The 14202-nt window shown below is 52.2% G+C and carries 11 protein-coding genes; 10 read left to right on the forward strand and 1 reads right to left on the reverse strand.

The features are described 5' to 3' along the window. The 6 genes from recN to ilvC all read left to right on the forward strand — a co-directional run. The coding region (gene recN, locus HMPREF1508_RS07080; RefSeq protein WP_330365305.1) for a DNA repair protein RecN at positions 1-1781 on the forward strand (1781 nt) is incomplete at its 5' end. A gap of 1 nt (position 1782) precedes the next feature. Further along, positions 1783-4098 (forward strand): DNA topoisomerase, encoded by a 2316-nt coding sequence (locus HMPREF1508_RS07085; protein WP_044960776.1) that lies wholly within the window; start codon positions 1783-1785, stop codon positions 4096-4098. 4 nt (positions 4099-4102) lie between these two features. Continuing rightward, a complete protein-coding gene (locus HMPREF1508_RS07090; RefSeq protein ID WP_044960778.1) occupies positions 4103-4774 on the forward strand; it encodes a UDP-N-acetylglucosamine pyrophosphorylase in 672 nt (223 codons plus the stop codon). 251 nt (positions 4775-5025) lie between these two features. After that, entirely contained in the window at positions 5026-6321 is a 1296-nt protein-coding gene (locus HMPREF1508_RS07095; RefSeq protein ID WP_044960780.1) for an aminotransferase, read from the forward strand. Positions 6322-6558: 237 nt separating this feature from the next. Further along, entirely contained in the window at positions 6559-7059 is a 501-nt protein-coding gene (gene ilvN / locus HMPREF1508_RS07100) for an acetolactate synthase small subunit (protein WP_006905955.1), read from the forward strand. Between the two features lie 46 nt (positions 7060-7105). Next, positions 7106-8128, forward strand: coding sequence for a ketol-acid reductoisomerase (gene ilvC / locus HMPREF1508_RS07105; protein WP_044960781.1), 1023 nt, complete (start codon positions 7106-7108; stop codon positions 8126-8128). Between the two features lie 261 nt (positions 8129-8389). Here ilvC and HMPREF1508_RS07110 read toward each other — a convergent pair whose 3' ends face one another. Beyond that, positions 8390-9289, reverse strand: coding sequence for a LysR family transcriptional regulator (locus tag HMPREF1508_RS07110; RefSeq protein ID WP_044960784.1), 900 nt, complete (start codon positions 9287-9289; stop codon positions 8390-8392). A 198-nt stretch (positions 9290-9487) separates the two neighbouring features. On the opposite strand from HMPREF1508_RS07110, the gene leuC reads away from it, so the two are divergent. The 4 genes from leuC (at position 9488) to HMPREF1508_RS07130 (ending at position 13763) form a co-directional block, all read left to right on the forward strand. After that, a complete protein-coding gene (gene leuC, locus HMPREF1508_RS07115; protein WP_044960787.1) occupies positions 9488-10750 on the forward strand; it encodes a 3-isopropylmalate dehydratase large subunit in 1263 nt (420 codons plus the stop codon). Between the two features lie 14 nt (positions 10751-10764). After that, the gene (gene leuD / locus HMPREF1508_RS07120; RefSeq protein ID WP_006905948.1) at positions 10765-11256 is read left to right on the forward strand and encodes a 3-isopropylmalate dehydratase small subunit; all 492 of its coding nucleotides are present in this window, start codon (positions 10765-10767) and stop codon (positions 11254-11256) included. Between the two features lie 178 nt (positions 11257-11434). Further along, complete coding sequence (gene thrC / locus HMPREF1508_RS07125) at positions 11435-12922, forward strand: threonine synthase (RefSeq protein WP_044960790.1); 1488 nt, start codon at positions 11435-11437, stop codon at positions 12920-12922. A gap of 292 nt (positions 12923-13214) precedes the next feature. Further along, positions 13215-13763, forward strand: coding sequence for a glutathione peroxidase (locus tag HMPREF1508_RS07130; protein WP_044960793.1), 549 nt, complete (start codon positions 13215-13217; stop codon positions 13761-13763). Positions 13764-14202 lie beyond the last annotated feature (439 nt).

Here is a 14202-nt window from a genome sequence, read left to right on the forward strand (position 1 = left end):
AAGCAAAGATGACGCGGACGAGGAAGGCAGCCGCGATGATACGGATGAAAAAGGAAAGCAAAGATGACGCGGACGAGAAGAGAGTAGAAAGGATACACATGCTTTTAGATCTGCATGTCAAAAATCTGGCCCTGATCGAGGAGGAGGAAATTCACTTCGGAAGGGGACTGAATATCCTGACCGGGGAGACCGGGGCCGGGAAATCCATCATCCTGGGAGCCCTGGGGATCGCTCTGGGTAAGAAGGCATCCAGGGAGATCCTTCGCAGACCCGAAGAGGACGGGCTTGCAGAGGCTGTCTTTGCCGTGACCAGTCCGGCGCAGAGGCAGGTCCTTGCTGAACTTGAGATTCCTGTCTACGACGACCAGGTCATCTTTTCAAGACGCATTTCATCGGGCAGAACCATCTCTAAGATCAATGGGGAGACCCTGCCCGCCCAGACCTTAAAGAGGGCCGGAGAGGCCTTCCTGGATGTCTATGGTCAGAATGAGCAGCAGACGCTCCTGAAGAAGAGCAGACACCTGGCTCTTTTGGACGCCTTTGCCGGAGAGGAGATCGACGGCCTGAAAGGGGATCTGTCTCTGGCTTACCGGGCCTATGTCGATCTGAAGAAGGAGGCAGATTCGGCCTCCCTGGATTTGTCCGCCCGCCTGCGTGAGATCTCCTTTTTAGAGCATGAGGTGGAGGAAATCAAGGAAGCCGAGCTTGCGATTGGAGAGGACCTGAATCTGGAGGCGGAGTATCGAAAGATGAAATACGCCTCTAAGATCACAGAGGAATTGGATCGGGTCCGCCATCTCTTGTCGGATGAGTCCGCATGCGGGGATCTGATCGCTAAGGCGATTCATTCCCTGCGCCAGGCGGAGGATTATGACAGCAAGATCGGGGACTATCTGTCAGCCCTGATGGATATCGAGTCTCTGATTTCGGACGTCTCAGGAGAAATCGATTCCCATCTGGAGGATGCGGCGTTCGATGAGGAGAGATTCTATGCGCTTGAGCAGAGGCTTGATCTGATTAATGACCTCAAGGCCAAGTACGGAAGAAGCATCGAGGAGATTCTGGCCGCTTTAGAAGACAAGCAAAAAGAGCTTTTTAAGCTGCAGGATTATGACCGCTATCAGGAGGAACTGAAGAAGAGGCTAACGAGGGCAGAGGAGGCCTATCTGGATCTGGCCAGACAGGTTTCGGCCCGGAGGAAGCAGGCGGCAAAAAAACTCTGCGCCAGAGTATCAGAAGCTCTTTTGTCCCTCAATTTTCTCTCCGCCAATTTTCAGATGCGCTTTACAGAGACATCCTCCTATACGGCGGGAGGAATTGACGAGGCGGAGTTCTATATCTCCACCAACCCGGGAGAGGAGGCACGTCCACTGAGCCAGGTGGCCTCGGGCGGAGAATTAAGCCGTATTATGCTTGTTATCAAGACGGAACTGGCAGCCAGAGAAGACCTGGTGGACAGCCTGATTTTTGATGAGGTGGACGCCGGTATCTCAGGGAAAACGGCCCAGGCGGTCGCCCGTAAGCTGCGCCGCCTGGGAAGAGAGGTGCAGGTGATCTGTATCACACACCTGCCGCTGATAGCCGCCGAGGCGGACCGGCATTTTCTGATTGAAAAGTCCCTGCAGGCCGGGCGGACAGTATCCGGAATCCGCCAGCTGGATGAGGAAGAGACGGTAAGGGAGCTTGCCCGCATGATTTCCGGGGATGTGATCAGCGAAAGCGTTCTGGAAAATGCCCGTCAGATGCGGGACGCAGCCGCAAAAGAGAAGAGGGATCAATAGCATGGGCAAGTCACTTTTTATCGCGGAGAAGCCCTCTGTCGCCCGGGAGTTCGCCAGCGCGCTGGGGGAGAATACCAGCCGAAGAGACGGATATCTGGAGGGGGAACATCTGATTGTAACCTGGTGCCTGGGACATCTGATCACCATGTCCTACCCGGAGGCCTATGACCCTGGCCTGAAAAAATGGTGCATGGATACCCTGCCCTTTATCCCCGAGACCTTCCGGTATGAGGTCCTGCCCAATTCCGCCAGGCAGTATCAGATCGTAGCTTCCCTGCTCAACCGGTCAGATATCGATACCATCTATGTCTGCACAGACTCGGGGCGGGAGGGGGAGTATATTTACCGCCTGGTGGCCCAGGAGGCCGGCGTCCAGGACAAGGTGCAGAAGCGGGTCTGGATCGACTCTCAGACCCGAGAGGAGATCCTGCGGGGAATCAAAGAGGCCAGGGACGAGTCCGACTACGATCATCTGGCCGCTTCCGCCTATCTGCGGGCTAAAGAGGATTATCTGATGGGAATCAACTTCTCAAGGATCCTCTCCTTAAAGTACGGGAGCGCTGTCGCCAATATGCTCAAGGAAGGATACAGCTCGATTTCTGTGGGACGGGTAATGAGCTGCGTGCTGGGAATGGTGGTTCGAAGAGAGAGGGAGATCCGCGACTTTGTGAAGACCCCCTTCTATCGGGTCCTGGGCGATGTAAATCTTTTGCCGGAATCCCCGGGACAGAGCTCCATCAGCCTTGGGGCAGATCAAATGGGACAGGGATCTGACGGCCTTGGGGCAGATCAGACGGGACAGGAGCTTGGAAGCCCTGGTGTAGATCAGACGGGACAGGGCAGAGGGAACTTGAGGCAGGCCATTCTCAAGGGCCTGGAGTGGCGGGCTGTTCCAGGAAGCCGCTATGAGAATTCTCCCCTCCTCTATAAGGAGAACGGGTTCAAGGAGAGGACGGACGCCCTGGGCCTGATCGAGGAGCTGAATCAGCTGCCGAAGAAGTCGCTCTCTCCGGAGAAAGAGGAGGATTATCCCTGCAGCCTCAAGGGAAAGATACAAAAGATCGGCAGGAAGAAGGAGAAGAAGAATCCTCCTCTGCTCTATAATCTGGCTGAGATCCAGAACGACTGCTCCAGACTCTTCAAGATTTCGCCCGATGAGACGCTGGCCATCATACAGGAGCTCTATGAGAAGAAGCTTGTGACCTATCCCAGGACAGACGCGCGCGTTCTGTCAACAGCGGTCGCCAAGGAGATAGACAAAAATATCCGGGGCCTTGCGGGAATTCCGGGAGTGCGGACCTTTGTCAAGGAGATCCTGGATCAGGGACTCTATAAGGGAATTGCCAAAACCCGCTATACAGACGACAAGAAGATTACAGATCACTACGCTCTGATTCCGACAGGACAGGGACTGGGAGCCCTGGGACGGATGCCGAGAAGAGCGGCCATGGTCTATGAGGTCATTGTGAGGCGTTTCCTGGCGATTTTCTATGATCCGGCAGTCTATGAGAAGCTCAACCTGACGGTTTGCGCTTCGGGGGAGTCCTTCTTTGCTTCGGATAAGTACCTGGTGGAAGAGGGCTATCTGAAGGTGATGCATTACTCCTTTCAAAAAAAGGAGGGGGGATCCGGTCGAAAAGAGGAGAAAGAGCAGGAGGGGAGTGCCATAGGCCAGGATGAGACGAAAAAAGGCGACGCGGAGGAGGACAGCAAGGAGAATCAGGCGCTTCTCGCAAGGCTTCTGCCAAAGCTGAAAAAGGGCGATCCGGTCTGCTTTCTTGCTTTTTGCGTAAAGGAAGGGGAGACCTCCCCTCCGAAGCGCTATAACTCAGGCTCTCTGATCCTGGCCATGGAGAATGCGGGTCAGCTGATTGAGGATGAGGAGCTGCGCGCGCAGATCAGGAGTCAGGGAATCGGTACTTCCGCGACCCGAGCGGAAATCTTAAATAAACTGATCCGCATTTCCTACCTGTCGCTCAACAAGAAGACGCAGATCATCAGCCCCACCCTGCGCGGGGAGCTAGTCTTTGATGTGATTGCCGCGTCTATGCCGCAGATGCTAAACGCGGAGCTGACGGCCAGCTGGGAGAAGGGACTAACCTATGTGGCGGAGGGGACCATTTCAGAGGACGAGTACATGAAGAAGCTGGACGCTTTTATCCGATTGCGCGTCGACCGGGTGAAAGCCATGAGAAATCAAAGCTTGCTTGGAAGTCAGTTTGCCGCGGTCGCCGCCAGTTATCCAAAACCGGGAGGAAACGTAAAGACCAGGGCTGTCAAAAAGAAGACCGTCAGAAAGTCAGGAAAGGAAGGATGAGAAGATGCAGGCTTGCAAAATCAGTCAGATGTACGACTTAAAAGAGACGATTGCCGGAGAGATTTTTGCCGGCAGGGAGTATCCGTGGGAGATTCTGGATGATATCGGAGACTTCATCATGAAGCTGGGCGCGACTTTGGATCCTGACCGCTACGAAAAGCGTGGGGAGAATATCTGGATCGCCAGATCCGCCTCAGTAGATCCAAGTGCCCACATCACCGGGCCCTGTATCATTGATGAGAGGACGGAGGTGCGACCCGGCGCCTTCATTCGAGGCAAGGCCATTGTCGGGAAAAACTGCGTGGTAGGGAACTCGACCGAGCTGAAAAATGTCATCCTCTTCAATGTGGTTCAGGTGCCCCACTACAACTATGTGGGAGATTCTGTCCTTGGCTTTCACTCCCATATGGGAGCCGGGTCTATTACATCCAATGTCAAATCGGATAAGAGTCTGGTTCTGGTGAAAGACGGGATGGAGACGATTGAGACGGGCCGAAAGAAGCTCGGAGCCATGCTGGGGGACTATGTCGAGGTCGGCTGTAATTCTGTCCTCAATCCGGGAACCGTCATCTGTCCCCACTCCAATATCTATCCCCTCTCCAGCGTCAGGGGAGTCGTACCGGCCCGGTCCATTTTCAAGTCCGGCAAGGGGACACAGATCGTCGCCAAGGATTGATCTTTTGGAAACTTTTTAGCAATTTAAAAGTCAAATTGATTTCGAAATCAATTTCGAATCAAAAAAATGCACAAAGAATCCGTGAGACAGAGACAAATATTCGTCTCAGAAAAACAAATTTAGACTTGCCATCGGAGATATCCACTAGGATAATGAAAGGCGTTACAGGAAACAGACGCAGGAAAAGAAAGAAATCATAAAAGGAAATACGGAAAAGGCCGGCGGCGGATCCCGTGAGTTAGGAGATTAGAGTGAAGTCATATCTTGAAATGTCAAAAGAGGAGCTGGAGCAACTGCGGGCAGAATTAAAAGCCGCTTACCGAAAGTATCAGGACATGGAACTCTCCCTGAACATGAGCCGTGGGAAGCCCTGCAAGGAACAGCTTGATTTGTCCATGGAACTCATGGACATCTTAAATTCCGATTCCGACCTGACCTGTGAGGATGGGACCGATTGCCGCAACTACGGTGTTCTGGACGGGCTGCCGGAGGCCAAGGAACTGATCGGGGCCATGATGGAGAACAAGCCGGATAATATCATTATCTACGGAAACAGCTCTCTCAATGTCATGTACGACTGCATCAGCCGCTCTTATACGCACGGGGTCATGGGAAATACCCCCTGGTGCAAGCTGGACAAGATCAAATGGCTCTGCCCGGTTCCCGGATATGACCGCCACTTTGGGATTACAGAATACTTTGGCATAGAGATGATCAATATTCCCATGACGGAGCAGGGACCGGACATGGATCTGGTTGAGAAACTCGTATCGGAGGATGAGGCGATCAAGGGGATCTGGTGTGTCCCCAAGTATTCCAATCCCCAGGGATATTCCTATTCCGATGAGACGGTGCGGCGTTTCGCAAGGCTTGCGCCTGCGGCCAAGGATTTCAGGATCTACTGGGACAATGCCTACGGAGTGCACCATCTCTATGACGACAGGCAGGATCAGCTGATTGAAATCCTGCACGAGTGCAAGAAGGCGGGCAACCCGGATATGGTCTACAAATTCGCCTCCACATCCAAGATCACCTTCCCGGGGTCAGGGGTGGCGGCTCTGGCAACCTCTCTGAATAATCTGGAGGATATCAAGAACCAGATGAAGAATCAGACCATCGGTCACGACAAGGTCAATCAGCTGCGCCATGTCCGCTATTTCAAGGATTTAGACGGGATCAGGGCCCATATGAGAAGGCACGCGGATGTCATCCGTCCCAAGTTCGAAATAGTGGAAAGGACCTTCGATGAGCAGCTGGAGGGCCTGGGAATCGGCTCCTGGACTGTACCAAACGGCGGCTATTTCATCAGCTTCGAGACCCTGGAGGGCTGTGCCAAAAAGGTGGTCAGCCGCTGCAAGAAGGCGGGAGTGACACTGACCGGTGCCGGTGCGACCTATCCCTACCACAGGGATCCCGCTGACAGCAATATCCGCATTGCGCCCACCTATCCCTCTGTGGAGGATTTGGCTAAGGCAGCAGATCTCTTTGCCCTCTGTGTCAAGCTGGTCTCTGTTGAGAAACTGCTTGAGGATTCAGAAAAAAAATGAAAGCAGGGGTTTGTACCCGGATCAAAATCCCGTGAGCAGTCTTTTTCCCTTTCTATTGGGAGATGAGATGAAAGAGAACAGCAGTGGCCTGGGTTTGGAAAGATCATGTATCTGAGATGATTTCATGGTTATAGACCCTATAATAGATTGGAATATCGCGATCGCCGGTATTTCGTTGACAGGGTAGGGCGAAGTGCTATGATTTCAATAACGTGTTGAGGCGAAAGGCTGACCCTTATGAGAAAACAGGTATTATCCATTTTAGTAGAGAACACCTCAGGTGTCTTGAGTCACATCTCCGGCCTCTTCTCCAGAAGAGGATTCAACATCGACAGTTTCTCAGCCGGCGTCACCGCGGATGAGCGCTTCACACGACTTACCATTGTTGCACATGGGGATCGCCTGATCCTGGATCAGATCCGAAAACAACTGGCTAAGCTGGAGGATGTGATCAGCATCAAAAAGTTGGAGACCGGTGCGTCCGTTCAGAGAGAACTGATGCTGGTCAAGATCAGTGCCAAGGATTCCGATCGCCAGAATGTGCTCAGTATCACGGAAATCTTCAAGGGAAGAGTTGTGGATGTGACTCACGATTCCATGGTGATCGAAATTACCGGAGGGCAGGATAAGCTGGCAGCTTTTTTGGATATGCTTGACGGATACGAGATACTTGAACTGGCCAGAACCGGTCTGACGGGCCTGTCCCGCGGGTCGGATGATGTTACGATCATCGAGTAATCGAGGTTTGGCAATAAATACTAATTTTAATCAGGAGGAATGACAAATGGCAGAAGCAAGAATGTTCTACAATGAGGATTGTAATATCGATCTCTTAAAGGGCAAGCACATTGCGGTCATCGGCTATGGCTCTCAGGGACATGCGCATGCTCTGAATCTGAGAGATTCCGGCTGTGATGTTGTTGTAGGTCTCTACGAGGGATCCAAGAGCAAGGCCAAGGCAGAGGCGCAGGGACTCAAGGTGCTTCCCACGGCCCAGGCAGCCAGGTGGGCCGACATTATTATGATCCTCATCAATGATGAGCTTCAGGCCGATATGTATAAGAAGGATATTGAGCCCAATCTCGAGGCCGGCAACATGCTGATGTTCGCTCATGGCTTCAACATCAATTACAAGTGCATTGTTCCTCCCGCCGATGTCGATGTGACCATGATCGCTCCCAAGGCCCCCGGTCATACCGTTCGGTCTGAGTACCTTGAGGGCAAGGGAACTCCCTGTCTGGTAGCGGTAGAGCAGGACGCAACCGGTCATGCTCTTGAACTGGCGCTGGCATACGGGGCCGGTATCGGCGGTGCCCGCGCGGGTCTTCTTGAGACTACCTACAGAACGGAGACCGAGACAGACCTCTTCGGTGAGCAGGCTGTCCTCTGCGGTGGTGTCTGCGCCCTGATGCAGAACGGTTTCGAGGTTCTCTGCGAGGCCGGTTACGATCCCCGCAACGCGTACTTCGAGTGCATCCACGAGATGAAGCTGATTGTAGACCTGATCTATCAGTCAGGCTTCGCCGGTATGAGATACTCCATCTCTAATACGGCTGAGTTCGGAGATTATAAGGCAGGCCCCCGGATCATTACGCCTGACGTCAAGGAGAATATGAAGGCTGTTCTGGCTGACATCCAGTCCGGTAAATTCGCCTCTGAGTTCATGCAGGATATGTCCGCCGGCCGTCAGATCAACTTCCAGGCCATGCGGCGCAAGGCTGCTGAGCATCCCTGCGAGGAAGTCGGCAAGGAGATTCGCAAGCTCTACAGCTGGAACGACGAGAGCGATAAGCTCATTAACAACTGATCTCTATCAGACCATATGTCTTGAATGCCGGGGCGGGTTCCTTTGGGAACCCGCTCTTTTTGAGCGCCGCCATGTGCATAAAGAAAGACTGACATGCGCAGTTTTTTATGAAAAGCATCGTAAGATCAGTTTAATCCTTTTTGTCCTGTGGATGTGTGCGATGGCGGCTTATATCATCTACCATTTTCTTCATTACTAATGAATGGAGAAGAATAAATGGATCAAATGAATGAACTTCTGATTTGACTCTTGCAGGCGGAATCACTGCAGTTCCTTCTTCAGTGCAAGGAACTTAACAAGAGCAGGGTTCTGCAGGTGATTTTTCTTATAGGCAAAGCCGATCTCTCTGGAGGGGATGGTCCTGCCTCCGGGCAGGGGAAGCTCCACAAGAATATGATTTGCCAGGTCCTCTTCGACGAAGTTGCGGATGACGGCGGCGACGCCAATGCCAAGCTTCGCGAAGGAGATGAGCAGATCCATATCTGAGATATCCAGGGTCTCCCTGATCCGGATCTGTCTGCGGCGGAGAAAGTCGTCGATGTAGAGACGGGTCATGTTTTCTTCGTTTAACATCATGACAGTGGCCCGGGAGAGAATCTGATCCTTCCCGATCCTGTCCTGATCCAGGCGCTTTAAGTAGTCCGGCGCTGCCACGAAGCAGTCCTGAATGCAAGTCTCCGGCTCAAAGGTAATGTCATCCATGCGCTCGGGCTTGCCGACAAGACCCACATCTACCTTGTCTTCCTCGATCAGGGATAAGGTCTCTCTGGATGAGCCGGTTGTGATGGAGAGACTGACGTTGGGTTCCCTGCGTGTAAATTCCGTCAGATAGGGGAGGAGGGTATGCTTGCAGAGGGTAGAGGAGACGCCGATACGAAGAGAACCCATGCCCATGGATACTCGCTGGCGCAGGCGCTCAATCCCGGAATCCAGGGATGAGAAGGCTTCCTGAACAGTCTCATAGAGCATTTGTCCCTCGGGGGTCAGGAGGACTCCCTTGGAGGAGCGGATAAAGAGCTTGGCTCCCAGCTGCTCCTCCAGTTTTTGTATGGACTTGGAGATGGCGGGCTGGCTGATATAGAGCTGAGACGCCGCCCTTGAAATGTTTTTGCAATTGGCAACTTCATAGAAGATGCGATATCCGGATAAAGACTCAGCCATGACGACACTTTCCTCCCAGCGCAATGAATCAATCCTGTATCATCCCTGTCAGAGGCTATTGTCACACAGCTTTTCCATAACTTCAAGTTATAAAATACAGGCAAAGCTGCTATTTTTCTTCTTTCCCCTCTGATGTTAACATGAGAAAAGCAATATGATTTATAGCAGTGTTTTTATGGGAAACAAGGAGATGGACGCATGGGAATGACAATGACGCAGAAGATCCTGGCCGCGCATGCCGGTCTGGATCATGTCGAGGCGGGACAGCTGATTATGGCTCAGTTGGACCTGGTATTGGGCAATGATATCACCTCTCCGGTTGCGATCGATGTCATGAAGGACATGGATACGAAGGGGGTCTTTGACAGGGAGAGGATCGCTCTGGTCATGGACCATTTTGTCCCCAACAAGGACATCAAGTCCGCCGAGCACTGCAAGTGTGTCCGTGAATTTGCCTGTCAGCACAAGATCAGTCATTTCTATGATGTGGGGCAGATGGGGATTGAGCACGCCCTCCTTCCCGAGAAGGGGCTTGTTGTGGCCGGAGATGTCGTGATTGGAGCGGATTCCCATACCTGTACCTATGGCGCTCTGGGGGCTTTCTCCACAGGGGTCGGATCCACCGATATGGCGGCTGGAATGGCGACCGGTCAGGCCTGGTTCAAGGTTCCTGAGGCCATCCGGTTCAAGCTGGTCGGCAAGCCTGGCCCCTATATCTCCGGCAAGGATATTATCCTCAATATCATTGGACTGATCGGAGTCGACGGCGCCAGATACCAGTCCATGGAATTTGACGGAGAGGGGATACAGTATTTGTCCATGGATGATCGCTTCACCATCGCCAATATGGCGATTGAGGGCGGAGCCAAGAACGGTATTTTCCCGGTCGATGACCAGACCCTCGCCTATATCAAAGAGCACGCGGACCGCAAGCCCCTGGTCTATGAGGCTGACGCGGACGCTGACTACGCCGCTGAATACACCATTGATCTGTCTTCGCTCAAGCCGACGGTCTCCTTTCCCCATCTGCCGGAGAATACCCGCACCATTGATCAGATAGAAGACATAGCGATTGATCAGGTGGTCATCGGTTCCTGCACCAACGGCCGCCTCTCGGATCTGAAGGCGGCGGCGGAAATCCTAAAGGGGCGCAAGGTGGCGGATCGGGTTCGCGCCATTATCATTCCGGCCACGCAGCAGATTTATCTGGACGCCATGCGGGCGGGTTATTTAAAGACCTTTATTGAAGCCGGAGCCGTCGTGTCCACTCCGACCTGCGGCCCCTGCCTGGGCGGCTATATGGGAATCTTAGCTGCCGGTGAGCGATGCGTATCCACGACCAATCGCAATTTTGTCGGCCGCATGGGCGATGTCACATCCGAGGTGTATCTTGCCAGTCCCGCAGTTGCCGCGGCGAGTGCGGTTACCGGCAGGATTTCAGGACCCGCGGATCTGATCTGAGACAGGAGAAGAAGATGAAAGCAGCACACGGTAAGGTATTTAAGTATGGGGATAATGTCGATACAGATGTCATTATCCCGGCAAGGTATTTGAACTCATCTGATCCGGCAGATCTGGCCAGGCATTGCATGGAAGATATCGACAGGGACTTTGTCTCCCGGGTCGATACCGGAGACATTATTGTCGCGGAAAAGAATTTTGGCTGCGGCTCCTCCAGAGAGCACGCCCCGATCGCAATTAAGGCGGCAGGCGTCTCCTGTGTCATCGCGGAGACCTTCGCCCGGATTTTCTATCGAAATGCCATCAACATCGGTCTGCCCATTGTGGAGTGCAAAGAGGCGGCCGCTGATATTGAGGCGGGAGACGAGGTTGAGGTTGACTTCGATTCCGGTCTCATCACCAATCACACAAGAAAAAAGACCTATCAGGGACAGGCCTTTCCGCCCTTCATGCAGAAGATCATCGACGCGGAGGGACTGGTCAACTATATCAATACCAATCGATAGGTTGACTTTCGATTCCCCTGATAGAAGCTCTTTTTGATTTTATCCGTGTCTTGCTTTCAGCCCGCCTTCGGTTCCGTTTTTGATCGCCTTGATCCTGCCCGGCCGTTGACGTATGCGGCCTGTCACCCCTATAATTCTTTGTAAAACGGATATTGTACGAGTATAGATGAGGTACAGCATGGATCTGCATTACGTGAGCACCAGAGATCATTTGAATCGGGTAACGGCCTCCCAGGCCATCTTACAGGGCCTGGCTTCTGACGGCGGACTCTATGTCCCGGATCAATTGCCCCAATTTGACTTCAGTCCAGAGGATCTGATCGGAAAGACCTATCAGGAGATCGCCTATGAGGTGATGCGTCATTTTCTGACGGACTTTACGGAGGAAGAATTAAAATCCTGCATTACCCTGGCTTATGACAGCAAGTTTGACACAGAGGAGATCGCCCCCATGACTTATGCCCAGGGGGCATACTACCTGGAACTCTTTCACGGCAAAACCATCGCTTTTAAGGATATGGCCCTGTCCATCCTTCCTCATTTGATGCTTACTTCGGCCAGAAAGAATGGCGTTGACAGGGAGATTGTCATCTTAACCGCCACATCCGGCGATACCGGAAAAGCCGCCATGGCTGGATTTGAGGACGTCAAGGGGACCAGGATCATTGTCTTTTATCCCAAGGATGGGGTCTCTGCCATTCAGGAGCGGCAGATGCTGACCCAGACGGGAGATAATACGCATGTGGTCGGTATTCACGGCAACTTCGATCAGGCTCAGTCCGGGGTCAAGCGCATGTTCAATGATCCCGTCTTAAATGAGAAGATCCGGGAGAGGGGCTTTCAGTTCTCCTCTGCCAATTCCATCAACATCGGCCGTCTGGTTCCCCAGATCGTCTATTATGTCTACGCCTATGTGAAGCTTTTGGAGAATGGGAAGATCGGGGCGAAGGAGAAGATCAATGTCGTTGTCCCAACCGGCAATTTCGGCAATATTCTGGCGGCATATTACGCCAAGAGGGCGGGACTTCCCATCGCGAAGCTGATCTGCGCCTCCAATGAGAACCGGGTTCTCTATGATTTCTTCTCGACGGGTACCTACAATAAGAACCGTCCCTTTCAGGTGACGAACTCGCCCTCTATGGATATTCTGATCTCCTCCAACCTGGAGCGTCTGATCTATGAGATCGCGGGAGAATCCGACATCGTCAATGCCGGGCTCATGGACTCACTCGCAAGGAAGGGGATTTATGAGATCACGGATCAAATGAGACAGAAGCTCGGGGATTTCTACGGCAATTACGCCGATGAGGACCAGACAGAAGAGGCCATCCGTGAAATTTACCAGACCTGCGGTTATGTCATCGATACACATACTGCCGTCGCTGCTTCTGTCTACGGCAAGTACAAGGTGGATACAGCGGATGAGACAAAGACAGTGATTGCCTCTACCGCGTCACCCTACAAGTTCCTTCACGCCGTCATGACGGCGATCGATCCCAAGTACGCGAATGTGGAGGACTTTGATCTGATCGGCCCCCTGTCTGAGATTTCAGGCTGCCCCGTTCCAAGGGCTGTCTCTGATATTTTGGCGGCTCCCATCCGCCATGACACCGTCTGTGAGCCCGAACAGATGGACCAGGTGGTATGCAGCTTTCTGGGACTCTAGGTTCCGGCCTGTGCATCGCATGAACAGGCACCAAAAGAAGACAAGCCCTCTTATGTGTTTTTCGACTTTATGAGGGTATGGCACAGAAATCCCGCTCCCCGTGAGCGGGATTTTTTACAGATGTGAATCTGTGTACTTTTATAAAAAGCGAATCCGAGCATTTTTTATGTAACATGCAAAATGAATCTATACATTTTTTTATGATAAAGTAATCCGTGCTTGACAAAATAAATTGAGCACAATATAATTAAGTCATCGTAAACGAAAGATTGAAATCAGGAGAGGAGTTCCTATGGCCAGCATTTATGATTATGAACTTGAGAGAGCGGACGGAAGCAGGTTTTCCCTGGCTGAGAACAAGGGAAAGGTCATGATTATCGTCAACACGGCCACCGGCTGCGGATTCACCCCACACTATGAGCCCCTGGAGGCTCTCTATGAGAAGTACCATGAGCAGGGCCTTGAGATCATTGATATTCCCTGCAATCAGTTCGCCGGTCAGGCGCCTGAGTCGGATCAGGAGATTCACGAATTCTGCCAGTTAAAGTACCACACGCAGTTTGAGCAGTTTAAGAAGTCTGAGGTCAATGGGGATCATCAGCTGGATCTCTATCGCTATCTGAAGAGTCAGAAGGGCTTTGAGGGCTTTGGGAAGGGGCCGAAGGCTCTGGCAATGAGCGCCCTGCTTTTAAAGATGGACAGGAATTATAAGAAGAATCCGGATATCAAGTGGAACTTCACCAAGTTTCTTGTTGACCGCGATGGCAATGTCATCGGCAGATATGAGCCGACCTATGATATGGGTAAGTTCGCCGAGGAAGTCGGCAGACTTTTTTCATAGACCGGAAGAATCGAAACTTGGAAAATGAAAGTGATGGCAGGGGGCGGGGGACCATTGGTCCTTTCGCCCTTTATTCATGATCATAGGATGTGCGCCACTATGGATAAGCCACCTGTCAGACTAACTGCAACACAGAGATCTTCCAGAGTAAATGTAACAAGCTGTTGCGTTTACATTGAAAAGTTTTGGTGCGTGCATTTCCCCTGTGTAATTCGCCGTGCATTTCAGCGTGGACTCTACTGTTAATCAGCGTGGATTCTGCCGTTAATTCGTTGTCAGTCAGCTGGGAATTACGCTATAATAGGGCGCAGTGTGGTCTAAAGGGGCAAAAGCGTTTGAAATCAAATCAGAATGTTGTTACTGCAACAGTGATGATGACCCTTCTGCCATATAATTTTAGCCGTAAATCAGAGAGACAGCAGAGAGAGAGAATATGGCT

Source organism: Shuttleworthella sp. MSX8B, assembly GCF_000524295.1.
In the GTDB taxonomy this organism is placed as follows: Bacteria; Bacillota; Clostridia; order Lachnospirales; family Lachnospiraceae; genus Shuttleworthia; species Shuttleworthia satelles.